General features: G+C 49.4%; 19 protein-coding genes. 17 read left to right on the top strand and 2 right to left on the bottom strand.

The genetic code is table 11. The features are described 5' to 3' along the window. From ACO0LD_RS00175 to ACO0LD_RS00160, 4 genes are read left to right on the top strand one after another with little or no spacing between them, the layout of a single operon-like run. Entirely contained in the window at positions 1-1428 is a 1428-nt protein-coding gene (locus ACO0LD_RS00175; protein ID WP_423002596.1) for a Wzz/FepE/Etk N-terminal domain-containing protein, read from the top strand. Continuing rightward, positions 1418-2353, top strand: coding sequence for a polysaccharide biosynthesis tyrosine autokinase (locus ACO0LD_RS00170; protein WP_423002594.1), 936 nt, complete (start codon positions 1418-1420; stop codon positions 2351-2353). The genes ACO0LD_RS00175 and ACO0LD_RS00170 overlap by 11 nt, the downstream gene beginning before the upstream one ends. A gap of 6 nt (positions 2354-2359) precedes the next feature. Then, entirely contained in the window at positions 2360-3313 is a 954-nt protein-coding gene (locus ACO0LD_RS00165) for a glycosyltransferase family 2 protein (protein ID WP_423002592.1), read from the top strand. A gap of 3 nt (positions 3314-3316) precedes the next feature. Beyond that, entirely contained in the window at positions 3317-4366 is a 1050-nt protein-coding gene (locus tag ACO0LD_RS00160) for an acyltransferase family protein (RefSeq protein WP_423002590.1), read from the top strand. On the opposite strand, the gene ACO0LD_RS00155 is transcribed toward ACO0LD_RS00160, so the two are convergent. Further along, positions 4355-5674 carry an O-antigen ligase family protein gene (locus ACO0LD_RS00155; protein WP_423002588.1) on the bottom strand — a complete coding sequence of 440 codons (1320 nt, stop codon included), beginning with the start codon at positions 5672-5674 and terminating at the stop codon, positions 4355-4357. The two genes, ACO0LD_RS00160 and ACO0LD_RS00155, sit on opposite strands and share 12 nt — an antisense overlap. A 68-nt stretch (positions 5675-5742) precedes the next feature. Between ACO0LD_RS00155 and ACO0LD_RS00150 the strand changes: the two genes are divergently transcribed. Further along, on the top strand, positions 5743-8136 hold the full coding sequence (locus ACO0LD_RS00150) for a capsular biosynthesis protein (protein ID WP_423002586.1): 2394 nt from the start codon (positions 5743-5745) through the stop codon (positions 8134-8136). 379 nt (positions 8137-8515) lie between these two features. Then, positions 8516-9814, top strand: a complete 1299-nt coding sequence (gene aceA, locus ACO0LD_RS00145; protein WP_186951700.1) for an isocitrate lyase — start codon at positions 8516-8518, stop codon at positions 9812-9814. Between the two features lie 145 nt (positions 9815-9959). Here the strand turns inward: aceA and ACO0LD_RS00140 are convergent, their stop codons facing one another. Next, positions 9960-10751 carry a WecB/TagA/CpsF family glycosyltransferase gene (locus ACO0LD_RS00140; protein ID WP_423002584.1) on the bottom strand — a complete coding sequence of 264 codons (792 nt, stop codon included), beginning with the start codon at positions 10749-10751 and terminating at the stop codon, positions 9960-9962. Between the two features lie 227 nt (positions 10752-10978). Between ACO0LD_RS00140 and ACO0LD_RS00135 the strand changes: the two genes are divergently transcribed. The 11 genes from ACO0LD_RS00135 (at position 10979) to ACO0LD_RS00085 (ending at position 21244) form a co-directional block, all read left to right on the top strand. After that, positions 10979-11248: a hypothetical protein gene (locus ACO0LD_RS00135; protein WP_423002582.1), complete on the top strand. Its 270-nt coding sequence runs from the start codon at positions 10979-10981 to the stop codon at positions 11246-11248. Positions 11249-11293: 45 nt separating this feature from the next. Further along, complete coding sequence (locus ACO0LD_RS00130) at positions 11294-11557, top strand: hypothetical protein (RefSeq protein WP_423002580.1); 264 nt, start codon at positions 11294-11296, stop codon at positions 11555-11557. An 88-nt stretch (positions 11558-11645) separates the two neighbouring features. After that, positions 11646-12311, top strand: a complete 666-nt coding sequence (locus ACO0LD_RS00125; protein WP_423002578.1) for a phosphoribosylanthranilate isomerase — start codon at positions 11646-11648, stop codon at positions 12309-12311. Between the two features lie 60 nt (positions 12312-12371). Beyond that, complete coding sequence (gene trpB / locus ACO0LD_RS00120; protein ID WP_423002576.1) at positions 12372-13640, top strand: tryptophan synthase subunit beta; 1269 nt, start codon at positions 12372-12374, stop codon at positions 13638-13640. A 124-nt stretch (positions 13641-13764) separates the two neighbouring features. Next, positions 13765-14562 (top strand): tryptophan synthase subunit alpha, encoded by a 798-nt coding sequence (gene trpA / locus ACO0LD_RS00115; RefSeq protein ID WP_423002574.1) that lies wholly within the window; start codon positions 13765-13767, stop codon positions 14560-14562. An 85-nt stretch (positions 14563-14647) separates the two neighbouring features. Continuing rightward, positions 14648-15523, top strand: a complete 876-nt coding sequence (gene accD / locus ACO0LD_RS00110) for an acetyl-CoA carboxylase, carboxyltransferase subunit beta (RefSeq protein ID WP_423002572.1) — start codon at positions 14648-14650, stop codon at positions 15521-15523. A 55-nt stretch (positions 15524-15578) separates the two neighbouring features. Next, positions 15579-16868: a bifunctional tetrahydrofolate synthase/dihydrofolate synthase gene (folC, locus tag ACO0LD_RS00105; protein ID WP_423002570.1), complete on the top strand. Its 1290-nt coding sequence runs from the start codon at positions 15579-15581 to the stop codon at positions 16866-16868. A gap of 80 nt (positions 16869-16948) precedes the next feature. After that, a complete protein-coding gene (locus tag ACO0LD_RS00100; protein ID WP_423002568.1) occupies positions 16949-18019 on the top strand; it encodes an SPOR domain-containing protein in 1071 nt (356 codons plus the stop codon). A 20-nt stretch (positions 18020-18039) separates the two neighbouring features. Beyond that, entirely contained in the window at positions 18040-18528 is a 489-nt protein-coding gene (locus ACO0LD_RS00095) for a CvpA family protein (RefSeq protein ID WP_423002566.1), read from the top strand. A gap of 22 nt (positions 18529-18550) precedes the next feature. Further along, positions 18551-20071: an amidophosphoribosyltransferase gene (purF, locus tag ACO0LD_RS00090; protein WP_423002564.1), complete on the top strand. Its 1521-nt coding sequence runs from the start codon at positions 18551-18553 to the stop codon at positions 20069-20071. Positions 20072-20296: 225 nt separating this feature from the next. After that, on the top strand, positions 20297-21244 hold the full coding sequence (locus tag ACO0LD_RS00085; protein ID WP_423002562.1) for an ABC transporter ATP-binding protein: 948 nt from the start codon (positions 20297-20299) through the stop codon (positions 21242-21244). The last annotated feature ends 20 nt before the right edge of the window (positions 21245-21264 follow it).

Raw genomic sequence — 21264 nt, 5'->3', positions numbered from 1 at the left:
ATGATAAAAACCTCTCCCAGTGAATTGGTCTTGTCCTTTGCCCAGATAGGCGCGATGCTGCGGGCACGCCAGCTTTTGATCGCCTTCGTCATGATAGTCGCGGTTGTTGGTGCGGCAGTTGCCAGTTTGATGTTGCCAAAAACTTATGTCGCTGTGGCTGATATTTTCATCGATTACCGCGTCAATGACCCCATCGGTGGACGGCAATTCCACCCCATGCAAGATGAAAGTTATTTGCAAACTCAATTTGATGTCATCAAGAGCGTGCAGGTGGCCGAGCGTGTTATTCAGGCACTGGGTTTGCAGACGACGCCTGAAGCCAAGCGCTTTGTGCAGAGATATGGCGAGCAGCGTGGCTTGCGCGCGCTCGCTGAAACCATCGTCAGGAATACCGATGTCTCACCGCACAAGAATAGCCGCGTCATAGAAATCCAGTATTCGTCTAGCGACCCCAGGCATGCCAAGGATGTTGCCAACGCCATAGTCAAAGCCTATATAGACCTGTCGCTGGAGATGATGAATGCGCCAGCCAGAGCGCGGCGCGATCAATACAATGCCCAGCTCGAATCCATGAGCAGGCAGATTGACGAGTTGCAAAAAAAACTGACCGCTTATCAGCAGGAATACCAGATCGTCGATGTCGATGAAAGAGCCGACCTCGAATCCAAGCAAATGAATGCATTGAGTGTGCGCCTGATTGACATACAACTGCAAAGAGTAGAAGCGCAAGCCAAACGCCAGTCTCTGGAAAAATTGGTGCGGGAAGGTAATCCTGAATCCGATATTCCCGAAATTGCAGGTATAGGCCATATATCTGGCCTGAAGGCAGCGTTGATCTCGCTTGATACGCAATTGGCGAATGCCAAAATCACCCTGGGCGCGCGTCACCCCAAATATATGGCGATCAATGACGAGCGCCAGGCTTTGCTGGACAAGTTGAAAAAAGAATCTGCCACTGCATTTGAAATGCTGGGTGCTTCAGAGTCCCGCCTGACGCAGCAAGAAAAAGTCATCGAAACAGAAATTGCGGCGTATCAGAAAAAGACTTTTGAAAACAAGAAACACCGAGATGTAATCAGCTCCTATCAGCGCCAGCTCGACAGTGTGCAAAAAATCTACAACGCCGCAATTCAAAAATTTGATGAGTTGCTGATGACCAGTAATGTGGCCATTTCAAATGCCTCAGTTATGCAATGGGCAGAATTGCCTGAGAAGCATGCCAAACCTTTGCTACGCAATAATCTGGTATTTGGTTTGCTGGCTGGCCTGGTGTTTGGATTTGGTCTGGCCTTCCTGCTTGAATTGATGAACAGGCGGGTGCGTTGTCTGGAAGACCTGGAGCGTGAATTTGATGAACCCGTGATGGCAAAAATTGGATTCGATGAAAAATTGACTGGCAATGGACAAGGTGGTTTGCATGCAAGCTGAATCCATGAACCAGCCAGCCTCAAAAATAGGACGACTTGGTGAGTTGTTCCTGCAAAAAGGCTTGCTCACGCCTGAGCAGATTGACCAGGTCGCGCAACTGCAAAAAGAAAAGAAACTCAGGTTTGGTGATGCCGCGCTGGCGCTTGGCTACTTGACCCAGATACAGCTTGATCAGGCTTTGGGTGAGCAATTCGGTTATTCTACCAAGGACTTGATGAACGGCAGTGCCGACAAGTCCCTGAAATTTTTCTATTTTCCCTTCAGTAAAGAGGCTGAAGAAATCCGCCGCCTGCGCAGTGAACTGCTTTTGAAATTCAGTGGGCAAGACAAGATCAAGATCACCCTGGTCAGCCCGGCGCGTCGCGACGGCAAATCCTATATGGCCGCCAGTCTGGCAATCGCCTTATCGCAAGTCGGCAAGCGCACTTTGCTCGTTGACGCTGATCTGCGCAGTGGCAATCTGCATGAGTACTTTTCGCTTGGTAAACCGGATGGTTTGTCGTCAGTACTGGCCGGGCGTATCACGGCAGCCGATGCCTTGATACAGCTGATGCCGAATTTACATTTCTTGCCGGCCGGGCCGCAACCACCAAATCCTCTGGAAATTTTACGCGCCCCGCGCATGCGCGAATTGCTCGAATCTTGTTCCAATCAGTTTGATGCTTTTGTGGTCGATACGCACACGGCGACTCTCGCATCTGATGCGCAAATGGTTGCTCATCAGACGGGTAGCGTCTTGCTGGTCGCCAGAAAAGACCATACCTATGTCGATGAGTTGCGTCAGGCCAAAGCTGATATGCAAGCAGCCGGTGTGGAAGTGCTGGGAACGATTTTTAATCAGTATGAGCCCGCAGGTGCAAGCCGGTTTGCGCCATTTACCTGGGCCATGCGTTTGTTGTCCAGATTGTTCCGCAGAAAAAGCTGAGTTCATATGCCTGAACTGAGTATTTGTATTTGTACCTATAAAAGACCAGATTTGTTGCGACGCTTGTTGCAAGCCATTTTGACGCAGACTTTGCGTGATGTGGAGATGGAGCTGGTCGTCGTGGATAATGACAGTAATCAGTCTGCAGCAAAAGTGCTTGGCGAAATGGCTGCCAGTTTCGACAAAAGACTCAAGACGATTAATCTGGCAAATTCAAATATTTCATTAGCCAGGAATGCTGCAATAGCTGCAGCCAGCGGTAACTGGATAGTCATGATCGATGACGACGAAGTCCCGGTATCCGATTGGTTGGAGCAGCTATTGAAAGTGCAAAAAACTGAGCAGGCAGATGTCGTGTTTGCCCCGGTATTGCCTGAATATTCTGAAAGCACACCGGCATGGATACGCAATGGCGGCTACTTTGATCGCCGCCGCATGCCTACCGGCACAAAAATAGATCATAAGGATGCCCGTAGCGGCAATGTCTTGGTCCGTCGCTCAATACTGCAGGATATAGCTGCTTCACAAAAAGATGGCATAGGCCCGTTTGATCCCGCTTTTGGTACAACTGGTGGTGAAGATACCATGCTGTTCCGCCGCCTGGATAAGTTGGGTGCTGTCATGGTCTGGTGTGATGAGGCGCCTGCAGATGAATTTATTCCTGCGGACAGGGCCACGGCAAAATGGTTGCTTCAAAGGTCTTATCGTACCGGACAATTATTCATCCGAACCGAGCTGGCGATGCAAGAAGGTAGCAAGAAAATCAGTTCTGCGCTAATGCTCAGCGCCCGCGCTTGCGTCCAGTTTTTTCTGGCCTTGCTCTTTGCATTGCTGCTATTACCCTTCAAATTTCTGCGCAGTTTTACCTGGCTCAGGGTGGCGGCTTCGCAACTGGGCAAGCTCAGTTATTTCTGGGGTAGTGCCAGCCATGCCTATGGCAGCCAGCCAGCGAAGAAGTAAGTCATGACGGTTCATCAATCCCAACGCTTGCAGACTCTGGATGGCTTGCGTGCCGTTTCCATTACACTGGTTTTCATGTCGCATATAGGCTTTGGCCATCTTTTTCCTGGCGGCCTGGGTGTGACCATTTTCTTTTTCATCAGCGGCTTCATCATCACCAAGCTGATGCTGGCAGAGTGGGATGCCAGTGGCCGTGTGAGCATACGTAATTTTTATGTGCGCAGGCTGTTCAGGCTGACACCAGCTTTGTTGGTGTTTGTGCTGATATCGTTGACGCTGATGGCGGTTGTTGGAGAGCACCCACCTTGGGAAGAGGTCGCCTCGGTGTTTTTTTATTTTGCGAATTACTACGGTATTTATTCCAGCTTTAGCGGTGAACTGATCAAGCAGCCGCTGGCGATTACCTGGTCACTGGCGGTGGAGGAGCATTTTTATTTTGTCTTCCCGGTTCTCTTTATGGCTTTTGTCAGCCTGCCTAAACGCTTTTTGAGTCTGATAGCAGCAATTCTGCTGGCGATGCTGGCCTGGCGTATCTATCTTGTGCTGGCCATAGGGCTGGATCATTTGCCGCATTACAGGATTTATACAGCAACTGATACCCGTGCCGATTCCATACTGTATGGTGTCGCGCTGTCGCTGGTATTTGCTCGCTACCCTGACTTTGCGCAGCAATTGTCACGCACACGGATTTTCTTCCTGGGTGTATTTTTGCTTGTGCTGACACTGGCTATACGCAGTGAGGAATTTCGCGAGTCTTTGCGCTATTCCATACAGGGCCTTGCTTTGTTTTGCATGTTCCCGACTCTTGTCTACGGCAAAAACAGGGTAAGTAGTTTCTTGCAATGGCCGCCAGTTGTCTATCTGGGGCGTATCAGTTATTCCCTGTATTTGTATCACTGGCTGGTGACGCATAGCGTCGCACACTTTTTGCCAGAGCTGGGGACACTAGCAAGTATCGCCCTGATCAGTCTGTTATCTTTGGTGCTATCTCATTTGTCTTATCGTTACATTGAACAAACTTTCCAGAACCTCGGTCGCAAATTAATGGTTTGACGCCTGTTTGACCAGCTTCAACCTACGGCTGGAAGAACTGACGGCCACCAGACTGAAGATAAAGAATACGTTCTGGAACACAAAGCCGCGAAACAGGCTGCTTTCCGTGAAATTGGTAATGACAACGACAACCAGCATGGCGGACCAGAAGGCGGCTTGTTGCCTGTCCTGGTGGGACAGGGTGATTAGCATTTTTGCTTGCATCAACAAAGTCAAAACGACCAGGATCAGGCCAACCAGGCCTTGTTCATTTAATATATCCAGATACCCATTGTGGGACTGCAAAGGTATCCAGTGCAGCGCATCAATCACAAATTGAGAGAGGCTGTCTGGCCCCAGCCAGAACGCGCCATAGCCCAGGCCAAATAAATAGTGCTTGTTAATCTCCATCTCTACCAGTTGCCAGACGTCAGTGCGGCCAGTCAAATCCGTGCCTTTGCCAAACAGGCCAGCTATCGGTGATGCCGCTTCTTGCCAGGTGGGCAGACGCGACTCTTGCATAAAAAAAGCATACACAGCAATGGTCAGCAGGCAAATGATCACCATACTGGCACGTGTCAAAGAATAAGAAGATGAAATGTGTCGCTTGCGCAGCAAATGGAAAACACCTGAGGTCAGCAAGGTGATGATCATGCTGGTTGAACTCTTGCTCATCACCAGCATAAAAAATGAAAATAATATACCTAGCGCCAGGCTTCTGATACCCACGGTTTCTGTGCAAGCCTTGATCTGCCATAGCAAGATACTGAGAGCTGCCACCTGGCCCAGCTCATTTTTTTGAGACAATGCTCCACGCCAGGCACCGCCCAGATCGTAATCTATACCTATGCTGGGTACTGCAACCGCCATGAAAAAAGATAGTATCAACATACCCGTCAAGGTGTACAAGACATAATTCACCATCGTTTTCAGCGGGTGTTCAACCATTTGTATGCTGAAACCTATCATCACCAGTCCATAGAGCTGTATGGCACGCTTGAAAGTGGTTGAGGGCAGGGGGGACCAGATGCTGGATGCAAGGCACCAGACCAGCACGATGGCCAGAAAAGGGTTCATCGCCCGTATATCCTGCAAGGCTTCAGGCAAATGGCGATACAGGATGAAGGATGCTAAAAGAAACAGACCACCCCATTGCAATTTGGTGGTTAGTGAGCCTTCCATGGTCAGTGCAGATGAACCGGTGTAGTCCCAGGAGATGCCATAAGGTAACAGGGAAAAAACCACGAACAGAATGATCATCAGTTTGACGATTCTGGTTTCCAGCAGGTTCAGGCTGGTATTGCCGGGCAGTACGGACAAATTTTGCATTTCTCAATACTAATGTCATGTGTTTGTGCGATATTCTAATGGCTACCTTGTCTGTTGCGACCCAAACTATGAAGTATTTTCGATTGCAGGCCTTTTTCGTCTTCAGATTGACGCTGCTGAGCCTTGTTTGTTTCCATTCGTCTTTCGCTGTCGCAGGTGACATTGCCTGGTACCGCTTTGAGGTTAATGAAGATGCCTTGTCGCCGGTGGTGGATTTTGGTGGTATGAATCACCCTTTGGAAGCAGGTGACCGGGTATTCGTCAAGCAGGGGCATTTTTACCGGGTGGGACCAGATGGCAGGGCAGGTACAAAAGACGATGCACGCGTGCGCTTCTTTGGTATCAGCCTGTCCAGTGCTGCAAACTTTCCTGAAGAAAAAGATGCACAAAAAATAGCCCGTCGTTTGCGCCGACTGGGTTTTAATGCTGTGCGCCTGCACCATTTGGACAGTATCCTCAGCGATAGTCTGGATCAGCCGCGTGGCATTTTGACTACAGCGGCATATCCCAGCTTCAATGAAGCTGCCTTGCGGCGTTTGCGCGTCTTTATTGACGCGCTCAAGGCTGAAGGGCTGTACATCAATCTGAATTTGCATGTGGGTTATCAATTTCGTCCCGCCGTTGATCAGGTCACGCCTTTGATGGCAGGTGAACAAATGCCTTTCGCCAGCCATCCCCTGCATTTATTTGAACCACGCATGATCAGCCTGCAGGCTGAATATGTACAGCAGCTACTGCGCAGGCTGGATCTCAAGGACGAACCCGCCCTGGCCATGGTGGAAATCAATAATGAATCTTCACTATTGGGTGCCTGGCAGCGTGGTCAGCTTGATGGCCTGACTGGTGAATATGAAAGAGCTTTACAGCAGCATTGGCAAAAGTGGGTGCTGCGTCAGCATGGACATGCAGATAGTGCCTGCAAGCTGTGGGATAGTTGTTCATTGACGCGCAAAGGCGTTATTAATGTCAAGTCGTCTGAAGCCGCCATACTTGAATATGGTGAAGGCTGGGTCGCCGGTGTGCAGCGCTTTTCACGACGGGCCATCAACAAATTGGGCTGGGATACGCCAGAGTCTTTGCAGCAGCAATACCGGCCACATCAACAGGGTAATGGCCGCAGGGTGTTGGACTATGTACGGTTTTTGTCCGATCTTGATCAGCAATATTTAAACCTTATCCGCAAAACCATACGACAAGAAGCAGGGGACTTGTTGCCAGTGACTGGTACGCAAATGTATTTCGGTGGTGTCGCACTCGCCGATGCGCAACAGCAGATGGATTATGTCGACGAACATTTCTATGTCGATCACTATGACTTTCCGCGTAAGGAATGGGACAGGAATGACTGGCGCATCCGCAATAGTTCAGTCTTGCGTGAGGGCTGGCAATCGCTACTGCAGCGTGCCTATGTACGTGATGCACGCAAGCCCTTCGTCGTCAGTGAATTTAACCAGGCATTTCCAAATCAACAGTCAGCAGAAATCCTGCCAGTCATGAGCGCAGTCGCCAGTGCCCAGGATTGGGATGGGTTGTTTCTGTTTCATTATATAGATGGGGATCAATGGCGTTCAGTGCCCGACAGTTTTGGATTAAGCGGGCATAGTGGTCAACTGGCGGTAAGTGGCATGGCAGCTGCCATGTTCAGACAATACCAGGTACGGCCATTGCCAGCGCAGATGAATATAAACCTGGCACCTGAAGAGCGCACCATGCTGGGTGCCTTGCGTGATGGTGTCAGTGGTGGTGGCTTGCCAGCGTATTTGCAGGCGCAGTATGGTATCGATTATAAACATGCTTTTTTTATGCGTGTGGCCATGTTGTATGGCACGCTCTCCAGAGTAGCGGCACCATCACAGCATACTGCCGGGCTATGGCGTGAAGATGATATGAATTGGGCTGCACCCGGCGGGCAATTACGCTATAGCGAGTCTGGCCCGTGGCTGGCAGCCGATACAAGCTATACGCGCTTGTTTGCAGGACGCAAGGCGCTAGTTTCAGCCGTGATGGATACAGACAAATACCTGCCCGCATTTTTAGAAAAAGGGCGGCAATATGGTGTCATCATGATGACTAGCCGTGACGCCTTGCCCTTGAAGGATAGTCGCCATCTGTTGCTGGTCTTGAGTGGAGCAACAGCGACTACACAGCCAGGCGTGCAACCTGAGCGCCCCAAGCAATTGATCAGTTATGAAGGCAAGTCCGGTTGGTGGACGCTGGAGCCTGACCTGGCAACGGCCAGAAAACCATCAGGGTCACTTGATGGCGCTGCACCTGTCTGGTTGGAACGGATACCAGTCAAACTATTCCATGCCAGCAAAAGTAAAAAGATCACGGTCTATCCCCTGGATGGAAATGGCGTGCGTATGAAGGCATTGGCAAATACTGCGATCAGTAAAAAAACAGATGGTTTTGAACTGGAGTTTGATTTTCCGTCGCCCTGGTATGAAATTGTGCTGGAGTGAGTGTGCCCAAATCATCGCGCTGAAATAGTGGCACGAAAAGAATATGGTTGAAATAAGCGCGTTCTGAGCAAAAAATTTGCAGTTTCCTGAAGGAATTTGAAACTTAATTTTCTTTATGTAAAAAATTGAATCGCCGAATTTTATAATGTGAACTCAATTTTTCACATTATGAAAAATAACTACCTCACTGCACAAATTATTTTTCTCATTCTAAGAAATATAATTTCACATCGCAAAAAAGTAATTTTAAGTATTTGATTTTAAACGATTAAATATTTGTCATATGTCTTATATAAGACCTTGTTGCTACGCAAAAAATACTCTATTATTTCTCTCAACGGATTCACTTTTTTATTTGATTTGCCCACAGGAGAGAAACATGACAACTCGCGCACAACAAGTAGCAGAATTGCAAAAAGACTGGGATACCAATCCACGCTGGATCGGTATCAAGCGTAATTACACGGCGGAAGAAGTCGTTCGCCTGCGTGGCTCCATGAAGGTCGAGCATACTATTGCAAAAAACGGCGCGATCAAATTGTGGGATCTGGTCAATAACGAGCCTTTCATCAATGCCCTGGGTGCGTTGACTGGTAACCAGGCCATGCAGCAGGTCAAAGCTGGCTTGAAAGCCATCTATCTGTCTGGCTGGCAAGTCGCAGGCGACGCCAACGTTGCTGGCGAAATGTATCCTGATCAATCCTTGTACCCAGCCAATTCCGTACCCCTGGTTGTCAAGCGCATCAACAACACACTGACACGCGCTGACCAGATTCAATGGTCTGAAGGCAAAGACGACATCGACTTTTTCGCACCTATCGTAGCTGATGCTGAAGCCGGTTTCGGTGGTGTATTGAATGCTTTTGAATTGATGAAAGCCATGATTGAAGCGGGCGCATCTGGCGTTCACTTTGAAGATCAACTGGCTTCTGTTAAAAAATGCGGCCACATGGGCGGCAAGGTTCTGGTGCCTACCCGTGAAGCCATTGAAAAGCTGAACGCAGCACGTCTGGCTGCCGACATCATGGGCACATCCACCGTGATCTTGGCCCGTACCGATGCTGAAGCAGCTGATTTGCTGACTTCTGACGTTGACCCCAACGACCAGCCTTTCTGCACAGGCGAGCGCACAGTTGAAGGTTTCTACAAAACCAAACCAGGTCTGGAGCAAGCGATTTCCCGTGGCTTGGCCTATGCAGAATATGCAGACTTGATCTGGTGTGAAACTGGTAAACCTGACCTGGAATTCGCTAAGGCATTTGCTGACGCTATCCACGCCAAGTTCCCAGGTAAATTGCTGTCGTATAACTGCTCACCTTCTTTCAACTGGAAGAAAAACCTGGACGATGCAACGATCGCCAAATTCCAGAAAGAACTGGGCGCAATGGGCTACAAATTCCAGTTCATCACATTGGCAGGGTTCCATGCATTGAACTACGGCATGTTCAACCTGGCACATGGCTACGCACGTCGCCAGATGTCTGCTTTCGTTGAATTGCAGGAAGCTGAATTCGCAGCGGCAGAAAAAGGCTTTACAGCTGTTAAACATCAACGTGAAGTTGGTACAGGTTACTTTGATGCAGTGACACAAACTATCCAGCAAGGTAAATCTTCTACAACAGCTTTGCATGGTTCTACTGAAGATGAGCAATTCTTCGATGCGAAGAAAGTAGCCTGAGAAGTAGCGTAAGTATCAGCAATAAAATTAGTAGCAATAAATTAGTAGCAAATAAGCTCCCAAGAAAAAACCGCACAGATTCTTATCTGTGCGGTTTTTTTATTGTCTGACGTGTTGTATTCTTGGTTTGCTTTGATCTGAGGTTTCAGCGCATTTGCTTTTGTATTCTTCTCTCGCGCAGCAAGAGTCCGACAAAGCGCCAGGCCTGTGTCGTATAACGCTGCCACAAGCGGCGCGGTTCGCTGGCCAGACGCCAGAACCATTCCATGCCTATCTTTTGCATCCACAGTGGTGCGCGTTTTTTTTGCCCCAGTGCAAATTCCATGGCCGCACCTACGCACAATATCAATGGCACATTGTCAGTAGTGAATTGCGCACGATAGCGAAATGCCAGTCTTTCCTGCTTGGGCATGCCCAGGCAAATGAACAGGATATTTGGTTTTGCAGTCTGTATGCGTTGTATTGCCTGATCACTTTCCGTGCCATCAGCAGTGAACTGCATGGACGGGCAAAAAATATCGACCTTCAACCCAGGGTAAGTTTTGGTGAAGGATTCCAGCAACATGTTTTCTTGCCCTGGCATGCCGCCCAAAACAAAAATCGATAAGTCTTTTTCTATGCAGCCACGACATAGCGACACAAACAGATCTGCACCAGTTACACGTTCTGGCAGGGGTAGGGCGCACATCTTGCTGGCCCAGATAATCGGCATACCATCGGCAAAAATATAATCTGAAGTTGCATACAGGGTCTTGAACTCAGGCTCATATTCCAGCTTGGTCATGTGATCCACATTCGGCGTCACCACCACACGGCTGGCATGATCACGGTTGCTGGCAACTTCCAGCAAATGCTGATGGGCCTCTGCAAAACGCATATTGCAGATATCCAGTCCGAATAGCCGGGTGATGGGCGGTTTTGTCTCAGGTGAATTCATGGCGTGTATGACTGGAATGGAAAGCGATTATCGCATGCTTCAATAAAATGATAGCCGTTGTATATATTCAAGCGCTCGAAAATCGCGTGTGCCAATTATCATTTCCTAGTTTCTTATAAACGAGCATTTTTCAGAATATCCTGATATTGTGATAATTGATGCGAAACATTCTACTTTGCAGTGCTAATCGCTTGCGCTTGGCTTGTTGATGGCATTAAAGGAAGCTTATGGAAAATATGCAGTTCAAACAGCGACTAACTTTGGAAAGAAAGTTAGTCATCTGTTTGGGAATTGTTGGTTTTGTAATTAGCATCTTGGCAGAACCTCCTGCAGAAACGCATTTGTCTGCGGTCGCTGCCCAAATCCTGAAGATATTCTGCGCTGCGTTTGGATTTACTACTTATGCAGTTGTAATTAACCAAAAAAATAAGACGAGTCATGTGCTCATACTGTTTGTCGCTACCGTTGTATTGTATTTAGTGTTGGTTTTTAGTTAATCCTGAGTAATGATTTTTGGCCCTTCAACCTAAAGAAGTCTGACTATGTTCGATGATATAAGTGAGCTAAGTTTCCTCATTGTATTGACAGTTTTAGTTCTTCCGGCTTGGCTTGCATATCGCTCCCGTCACGGCAGTAACGCAGCTTGGTATGTTTTATATGCTTGGCTGGCAGGTTCTGCTATCAACGCCAGCTTAGGTTTGCCATATTTTATTGTGGTGTTGATAGGGTTTGTTCTTATTGGATTTGTGTACAGACAAAAATTAATGCTGCCTCAATTTTTTAAGAATAATACGGAAGCGAAGTAAGCTGCCACTGTTTGACACTGGCGATTGCGGAGCGCGGCAAAAATTTGCAATAGTTTGAATTGGAAGAGTTTTTACATTAGGAAGTACCATGCGTCACAGAACCAGAATCAAAATTTGCGGCTTAACCCGAGCAGAAGATGTGCGCTTTGTTGTCGCGGCTGGGGCTGATGCCCTGGGTTTTGTGTTTTATCCACCCAGCCCACGCTATGTCACACCTGATACTGCGGGGGCTTTGCTGCGCGAAATTCCTCCCTTTGTCATGTCGGTAGGCCTGTTCGTGAATATTGATGAAGTAAGCCTTCAGGAAGTGATAAGACAAGCTCCTCTGCAATTGCTGCAATTCCACGGTGATGAAACACCTGAGCAATGTGCCAGCCTTGCTGCCAGTGTCAATCGTCCTTTTATTCGTGCTTATCGCGTCAAAACTGACACAAGGCCTGAGGATTTGCTAGAATGTGAGCAGTCTTATCGTAAGGCTAGTCCTTTATTCAGTGGTTTATTGCTAGATACCCATGTTGATGGGTATGGCGGTAGTGGAAAGGTTTTTGATTGGTCTCTCATTCCAAAAGAGCTCGCGCCTCGGGTCGTTTTAAGTGGTGGCTTGAGCGTACAGAACGCGACTGGCGCAGTTAGTCAGGTTCGCCCGTTTGCGGTCGATATCAGCAGTGGTGTCGAAGCGGCAAAGGGTATCAAGGATGAGACCAGCGTGCGCGCGTTTATTGCTGCGGTGCGTCTGGCAGACAATCAGGAATAGTGATGTTGCGTAGGGTATGCACCCGGCGCATCGCTTTCAAGCCAGTTTGAAGGAAAGAAAATGAAAGAACTTCAGTCTTTGGATGCTCAGTTCGAGCGCCAGTCTATCGCCGGTCAGGCAATTTATCAGTCAGCCCAATATCATTTACCCGATTCACGTGGCCATTTTGGTCAGTTTGGTGGTACTTTTGTGTCCGAGACGCTGACTCATGCACTGACAGAACTCAAAGAAGCCTACGCCAAGTACCAGCATGATGCTGAGTTTCTGGCCGAGTTTCGCAATGAATTGAAATACTTTGTCGGTCGTCCGTCGCCTGTGTATCACGCCAAGCGCTGGTCTGATTTGATGGGGGGGGCACAAATCTATTTCAAGCGTGAAGACTTGAATCACACTGGTGCCCACAAGATCAATAATGTGATCGGCCAGGCTTTGCTGGCCAAGCGCATGGGTAAGCCACGTGTCATCGCTGAAACCGGTGCAGGTCAGCATGGCGTGGCTACTGCCACCATCTGCGCCCGTTTTGGTCTGGAATGCGTGGTTTACATGGGTTCGGAAGACGTCAAGCGTCAGGCGCAAAACGTATACCGCATGAAATTGCTGGGGGCGACTGTGGTACCAGTCGAGTCTGGTTCCAAGACCCTGAAAGACGCGCTGAATGAAGCCATGCGTGACTGGGTGGCGAATGTCGACAATACTTTTTATATCATAGGCACGGTGGCTGGCCCGCATCCTTATCCCATGATGGTCAGGGACTTCCAGTCTGTTATCGGTGAGGAATGCTTATGGCAGATGCCTGAGCAAACCGGACGGCAGCCAGACTATGTCGTGGCTTGCGTAGGCGGTGGCTCGAATGCCATGGGTATTTTTTATCCGTATATCGATCATCAGCAAGTCAGGCTTGTTGGTGTTGAGGCGGCAGGCGAGGGGCTGGAAAGCGGCAAGCATTCTGCTTCGCTGACGGCAGGTTCACCCGGTGTGCTGCATGGCAATCGTACTTATTTGCTGCAAGATGACAACGGTCAGGTCATAGAAACGCACTCTGTGTCGGCAGGCCTTGATTACCCAGGTGTGGGGCCAGAACATGCATGGTTGAAAGAAAGTGGCCGTGCGCAATACGTGACCATTACTGATGATGAGGCGCTCAAGGCTTTTCATGATTGCTGTCGTATCGAGGGCATCATTCCTGCGCTGGAATCCAGCCATGCCCTGGCCTATGCAGCCAAACTTGCAGCGACTTTGCCCAAGGATCAGATAGTCCTGGCGAATTTGTCGGGGCGTGGCGACAAGGATATGCACACCGTGGCCGAGCGGGCAGGGCTGAAGTTCTGATTCGCTATTGCGCAATGACATACAGGCACATACATAGAGAGATGCTGCCTGTATGCCTTCCCTATCAAGAATTGAGATTGATGCCATTGCCTTGCCAATAGTGCATCAGATGAGGACCGACAAGATGTCAAGAATTCAAAATACCATGGCTGCATTGGCGGCCAGCAATAAAAAAGGTTTGATCCCTTTCATCACCGCTGGTGACCCGGCACCTGATTTAACTGTGCCTTTGATGCATGCCTTGGTCGAGGGGGGCGCCGATATTATCGAGCTGGGTGTGCCGTTTTCTGATCCCATGGCAGATGGCCCTGTCATACAGCGCGCTTCTGAAAGGGCTCTGCAATTTGGAGTTGGCTTGCGGGATGTATTACAATTCGTCCGCGAATTCCGGCAAAGTAATCAAAAGACACCAGTTGTGCTCATGGGATATGCCAATCCTATAGAGCGCATGGGCCAGGATGCATTCATTGCCAAGGCTGCTGAGGTTGGGGTGGATGGTGTGCTGGTAGTGGATTACCCGCCGGAAGAATGTGAAGAATTTGCAAGTAAAATGCAGCAGCAAGGGATGGATACCATATTCCTGCTGGCTCCTACGTCTACCGATGAGCGCATAGCGCAAGTTGGTAAAATTGCCAGTGGTTATGTGTATTATGTGTCGCTGAAGGGTGTCACGGGTTCTGGTGCGCTGGATCTGGATGCTGTTGCCGCGATGATCCCGCGTATTAAAAAGCATGTCAAAATCCCGGTAGGTGTGGGTTTTGGTATACGAGACGGGGCGACGGCAAAAGCCATTTCCACAGTGTCGGATGCGGTGGTGATAGGCTCGCGTATCATCCAGGAACTGGAAAATACCCCGCGTGAAAATGCTGTTGCTGCAGTGAAAAGCTTTATTTCTGGTGTCAGACAGGCTTTGGACGAGTAAAATACGCGCCTGACTGGTTCTTTTACCAGAATGAACCTGATGCCGGGTTGTTAAAAAGACAGCCTGGCGGCCATAAGGAGAAAACATGAGTTGGTTAGAAAAACTGTTACCACCGCGCATACAACGCTCGGAATCTGCAAATCGTAAGTCGATTCCCGAAGGTTTGTGGGTCAAGTGCCCCTCTTGCGAAGCGGTGCTTTACCGTTCTGATCTGGAAGCCAATATCCATGTTTGCCCAAAATGCAGCCATCATTTGCGCATAGGCGCACGGGAACGTCTGGATGCCTTGCTCGACGCCGGTGGCCGTTATGAAATTGGCCAGGAAGTCTTGCCTATCGATACACTGAAATTCAAAGACAGCAAAAAATACCCTGATCGCCTGAAAGATGCACTGGAAACTACCGGTGAAACCGATGCCCTGATTGTCATGGGTGGTTCCATCATGGCAGTGCCTGTTGTGGCAGCTTGTTTTGAATTTGAATTCATGGGTGGTTCCATGGGTTCTGTGGTTGGTGAACGGTTCGTGCGTGGCGTGCAGGCTGCGCTGGAGCAAAAAGTACCTTTCATTTGCTTTACCGCTACTGGTGGTGCACGTATGCAAGAGGGCTTGTTGTCCCTGATGCAAATGGCAAAAACCACGTCCATGCTGACTAAATTGTCTGAAAAGAAATTGCCGTTCATCTCAGTGCTGACTGACCCTACCATGGGTGGCGTGTCTGCTTCTTTCGCCTTCCTGGGTGACGTGGTGATTGCTGAACCCAAGGCCTTGATTGGTTTTGCCGGCCCGCGCGTGATTGAAAATACCGTGCGTGAGAAATTGCCAGAAGGCTTTCAGCGTTCTGAATTCCTGCTGCAAAAAGGCGCGATCGACATGATTGTTGACCGTCGCAAGATGCGTGAAGAGATTGCGCGTTTGCTGGCCTTGTTGCAAAACCAGCCTGCTGAAGCAGTATCCACCTGATATATATTGAATACCTAATAAGCCCGAAGCATTTTGTTCGGGCTTTTTTTATCTTATGACAAATTTACCTGCCACCCTGGCTGATTGGCTGGCCGTACTCGAAACCCGCCATTCCAAAGAAATCGATATGGGCCTGGATCGCGTTGCAGCGGTCAAAAACAAGCTGGCAATTCATTATGATTGTCCCGTCATCATGGTCGCAGGCACCAATGGCAAGGGTTCTACCTGTGCCATGCTGGAAGCCGTGTTGATGCAAGCCGGCTATCGTGTTGGCCTGTACAGCAAGCCGCATTTCCTTGACTTCAATGAGCGTGCCCGCATCAATGGTGAGATGGTCAAGGACGATGTCTTTATCTCCACTTTCAATGCGGTAGAAGAAGTGCGTGGCGATATCTCACTGACCTACTTTGAATTTACTACCCTGGCAATCTGTAAATTGCTGGCCGATGCCAAGCTCGATGTAGTGATACTGGAAGTGGGCCTCGGCGGCCGCCTGGATGCCGTGAATGTCATTGATGCTGATGTCTCCATCGTGACCAGCATTGATATCGACCACGTAGATTATCTTGGTGATACCCGTGAAAAGATAGGCTTTGAAAAAGCCGGTATCTTCCGGCCAGGCAAGGCCGCCATTTGTGGCGACCCTTTGCCGCCCCAGTCCCTGATTGATCATGCCAACGCCATAGGTGCTGATCTGTGGCTGTTTGGCCGTGATTTCAATTATAACGGCGACAAACAGCAATGGAATTTTGCCGGACGCAACCAGCGCCGTAATTCCCTTGGTTACCCCAGTTTGCGCGGTGCCAACCAGCTCTTGAATGCATCTGCCGTGCTGGCCGCGCTGGAAGCCTTGAAGCTTGAGTTGCCAGTCGGTGCGCAAGAAGTGCGTACTGGGCTGGTGATGGTAGATTTGCCTGGCCGTTTCCAGGTCATGCCAGGCCGCCCGACGGTGGTGCTGGATGTGGCGCATAATCCGCACGCCGCCGCTACCCTGGCGCAAAATCTCGACAATATGGGTTTTCATGCCTATACCTATGCCGTATTCGGTTCCATGCTGGATAAAGATATAGATGGTGTGATTGCGCAATTGAAAGAAAAAGTCGATCACTGGTGTGTCACGGCCTTGCCTTTACCGCGCGCGGCCCCAGTTGAGGTGTTGAAAGACAAATTGATTGCGGCGGGAGTGCTGGCAGATACTGAAAAAACCGTCACTGGTTTCGATACGCCAGAGCAGGCATATGCAGACGCGATCAGCAAAGCGGGCGAAAATGATAGAATAGTGGTCTTTGGATCCTTTCTGACGGTAGCCGGTGTGATGCGCGCCCGTCGTTCTGCTCTCCATTGATGTTTTTTGCGAACTGGTTTGTCGACGATCGTGATGGTCGTGATGATAGACCAGTTAGCTAACCAACCAGAAATTTGCACATGGGTTTGCTCTCGCGTTTTACACAGAAGCAAGAAACTTCCGATACTCAGGATAGCGGTGAATTCCGTTCCCGCGCTGAAGAAGAGAGTATCGAAACTCGTTCCAGGACAAAAAAGGCTGAGCCCAGAAGGCGCTCCAAGGTCGATGATCCCATATTGCCAGAGAAAAAACGCGCCAGACGTCGTCTGATAGGTGCTGTTGCGCTGGCGCTGGCAGCGATCATAGGTTTGCCTATGATCCTTGACTCGGATCCTAAACCTTTGGCGGACGATATCAATATCCGTATCCCATCCAAGGATAAGGCGCCGGATATCAATGCCGATGCAGTCGTGCCAAAATCAAAAAAACCAGCACCGGATCAGCCGCTTGAAGAAATCATAGAAGTACCTGCTGCACCAAAAAACAAAGTCGCTGCAACTGACGGTGCTGACAGACAGGTCAAGCCTGCGACTGCTGCGGGTACCACAGGTATCAATGCGCTTGCCCAGACTACGCCAGCAACGGTTAAACCAGTCAAACCTGAAGTTAAGTCTGAAATTAAGCCTGAAACAAAAACAGAAACCAAGCCTGTTGTAAAAGCGGAAGCGAAACCTGAATCAAAAGTTGAGGTCAAGTCAGTTCCAGCTCCGGTCAAACCGGCGGAGAAGGATGTAGCAGCGGCAAAAAACGAGGCTAAAGCTGAAGCCAAGCCTGCTAAAACTGAAGTAAAACCCGTCGTTGCCAAACCTGTTAATGCAGACGATGAGGCAGCGCGGGCGCTGGCCATACTCGAAGGTAAAGCACCACCAGCCGCCAAGCCTGTTGTCAGCAAACCTGAGTCTGCAGACAAACCGGCAGAAAAATCATCTTACACAGTACAGGCTGGCGCGTTTTCCACGCAATCCAAAGTGGATGAAGTGCAAGCCAAGCTGAACGCGGCCAATATTCATTCATATACGCAAAAAATCATCACCACGAATGGTGAAGTGACAAGGATCAGGGTAGGTCCCTTTGCTTCCAAAGAAGAGGCAGATAAAATGCGCGCCAAATTAAGCAAGCTAGGCCTGAGTGCCAGCCTGCCGCCCAACTGAGTAAGTAAGGAATATCTGGCGTGACATTGTTTGATTATCTCGTGCTGCTGGTCCTGGTTTGCTCTATCGTGATCAGTACATTGCGCGGATTAATTAAAGAAATTTTGTCACTGGTCAGCTGGGTGGTCGCATTTGTGATTGCCAATGCCTATAGTGATGTATTGGCGAGCTGGTTGCCATCCATGGTGCCTGGCCAGATGCTGCGTCTGATTGTTGCCTTTATCGCCCTGTTTATCGGTGTGCGCCTGTTGATGGCGCTGATCATGATGGCGGTGGATGCCATGATCAAGGCCAGTGGCCTGACATTGGCAGATCGTGGTTTGGGTGGGCTGTTTGGTCTGGCGCGTGGTTGCATATTGGTGTTGGCTGCCGTGCTGGTGTGCGGTATGACTTCCATACCGCAACAGCCATTCTGGACCCATGCATGGCTTAGCCCCCTTGCAGAAACTGCAGCGCGCACGGTGATCCCGCTGTTGCCAGTCTCGGTTTCGGAGCATGTAAAGTTTTAATTGTTTTTTTTAGGAGTCCACCATGTGTGGCATCGTAGGCGTATTCTCAAATAATCCTGTCAATCAATTGCTTTATGACGCGCTGTTGTTGTTACAGCACCGCGGTCAGGACGCAGCTGGTATCGCAACAAACCATGGTAATAAATTCGCCATGCATAAAGCGAATGGCCTGGTGCGTGACGTATTCCGTACCCGCAATATGCGTTCTTTGCCTGGCAATGTTGGTATCGGCCAGGTACGTTACCCAACTGCCGGTTCCACCAGTGAAGAAGAAGCGCAACCGTTTTATGTGAATGCACCGTTTGGTATCGTGCTGGCACACAATGGTAATCTGACTAATGCTGTTGAGTTGAAAATTGAGCTGTTCAAAAATGACCGCCGTCATTTGAATACTGATTCTGACTCTGAAGTCTTGCTCAATATCCTGGCACATCAGATACAGGAAGTCACCAGCGGCTACTCACTTGATCCTGAAGGCCTGTTCCGCGCCGTTGCCATGCTGCACAGGCGTGTGCGTGGTTCATATGCCGTTGTCGCACAAATTTCTGGCTACGGCTTGCTGGCTTTCCGTGATCCATTTGGTATCCGCCCTTTGTGCGTCGGTGTGTCGCAAACTGAAAATGGCGCGGAATACATGATCGCCAGCGAATCAGTTGCACTCGAAGGCCTGGGCTTCAAGTTCTTGCGTGACGTAGAACCTGGTGAGGCCTTGTTCGTCGACATGGACGGCAAACTGCATACCCAGCAATGCGCAGATAATCCTAGCCTGAATCCTTGCGCGTTTGAATATGTTTACCTGGCACGCCCTGACTCCATTATCGATGGCGCTTCAGTCTATCTGACCCGCTTGAAAATGGGTGAATACCTGGCAGAGAAAGTGCGCAATCAATTCCGCGATGGTGAAATTGATGTCGTCATGCCTATCCCGGATTCTTCCCGCCCATCAGCGATGGAGCTGGCGCAAAAACTGAATCTGGATTATCGCGAAGGCTTTATCAAGAATCGCTACATAGGCCGCACTTTCATGATGCCAGGCCAGGCAGTGCGCCGCAAATCAGTACGTCAAAAGCTGAACGCCATTGGTTCTGAGTTCAAGGGCAAGAGTGTCTTGCTGGTCGATGATTCCATCGTCCGCGGCACGACCAGCCGTGAAATCGTGCAAATGGCACGTGAATCTGGTGCCAGGCGCGTGATTTTTGCTTCTGCAGCGCCACCGGTGCAATTCCCTAATGTGTATGGTATCGACATGCCTACCCGCAGTGAATTGATCGCCTATGGCCGTAGCGAAGAAGAAGTCTGCCGTGAAATCACTGCCGATGCCCTGGTGTATCAAGATGTGGCTGCCATGAAGCGTTCAATTTCCGATGTTAATCCGCTGTTGAAAAACATTGAAGCTTCCTGCTTTGATGGTTTTTACATCACGGGTGATGTCACGTCAGGTTATCTCGACAAACTGGAGACTGCACGCAATAACCCACGTCCAGATACCGAAGACTTGCTGCGTTCGCAACTGAACTTGAATCTGGCAGATCGCGCCGACTGATGGAAGAATAAGAGCTGGCTATAGACTTGGCCGCTTGAATTTAAAAAGCCTGTACGCTTGAAGTGTGCAGGCTTTTTTGTTCATTTGGTATTTTCCGAGGCTATATCTGTTGCAATCTCGTGCATAGCTTGGATTCTTGTTTGCTGAAAAAGCATTGTTTGAATTACCATTGCTGATACTGGTTCTTCAAATTGTTTTCAATTGTTCTCCACTAAGGCAAATCCCATGGCTAGCACGCTGCTGGATGTACAGAATCTGACTAAATCTTATGGTGCACGCAAGGTGGTCGACAATATTTCATTTTCAATTGAGCGTGGGCAAACCCTGGGTTTGCTGGGGCCAAACGGGGCAGGCAAATCAACCACGGTCAGCATGATCTGCGGATTATTGCAGCCGGAACAAGGTAAGGTATTGCTTGACGGTCAGACCATGGGGGCCGGCAATAATGCCGTCAAATTCAAAATCGGCCTGGTGCCGCAAGACCTGGCGCTGTATGACGAGTTGCCGGCAAGAGAAAATCTCAAGTTGTTTGGTGCCTTGTACGGACTTTCTGGTAGCAAGCTGCAACAGCGTTGCGATGCTGTGCTGGAGCTGGTTAATCTGGCTGACAGGGCAGGCGATAAACCTTCGACTTTTTCAGGCGGCATGAAGCGTCGCTTGAATATCGCAGCCGCACTTTTGCATGACCCCGAATTATTGATACTCGATGAGCCTACAGTGGGTGTTGACCCGCAAAGCCGCAATGCGATTTTTGACAGCCTCGATGTATTGAAGGCGCAAGGTCGCACGCTGATCTATACCAGTCACTACATGGAAGAAGTTGAGCGTCTGGCTGATCACATCGTCATTATCGACCATGGCAAAGTCATCGCCAATGAAACCCCGGCAGATTTATACCGCCGTCTGCCGGCAAAAGCGGCATTGCAACTGGATTTGAATACACCTATCTCTGAGCTGGATGTGGCTGCCCTGAGTGTCTTGCCAGGCGTGGATAGCGTGCATATGTCTGACCAGGGCAAGCATCTGGATGTGACATTGACTGAGCATGATGTGGCGTTTGGTTTGCTCAACTGGCTGGTAAAAGCCGGTTACAAGACCAATCATTTTGCGACTGCGAAGACCAATCTGGAAGCGGTATTTTTGACCCTGACCGGACGCAGTTTGCGCGACTGACTTTATTCTTGATTCACTCT

Origin of the sequence: Undibacterium sp. Ji83W (assembly GCF_049340385.1) — a bacterium.
Classification (GTDB): Bacteria; Pseudomonadota; Gammaproteobacteria; order Burkholderiales; family Burkholderiaceae_D; genus Undibacterium.
This window is presented reverse-complemented; position numbering and strand designations above follow the sequence as displayed.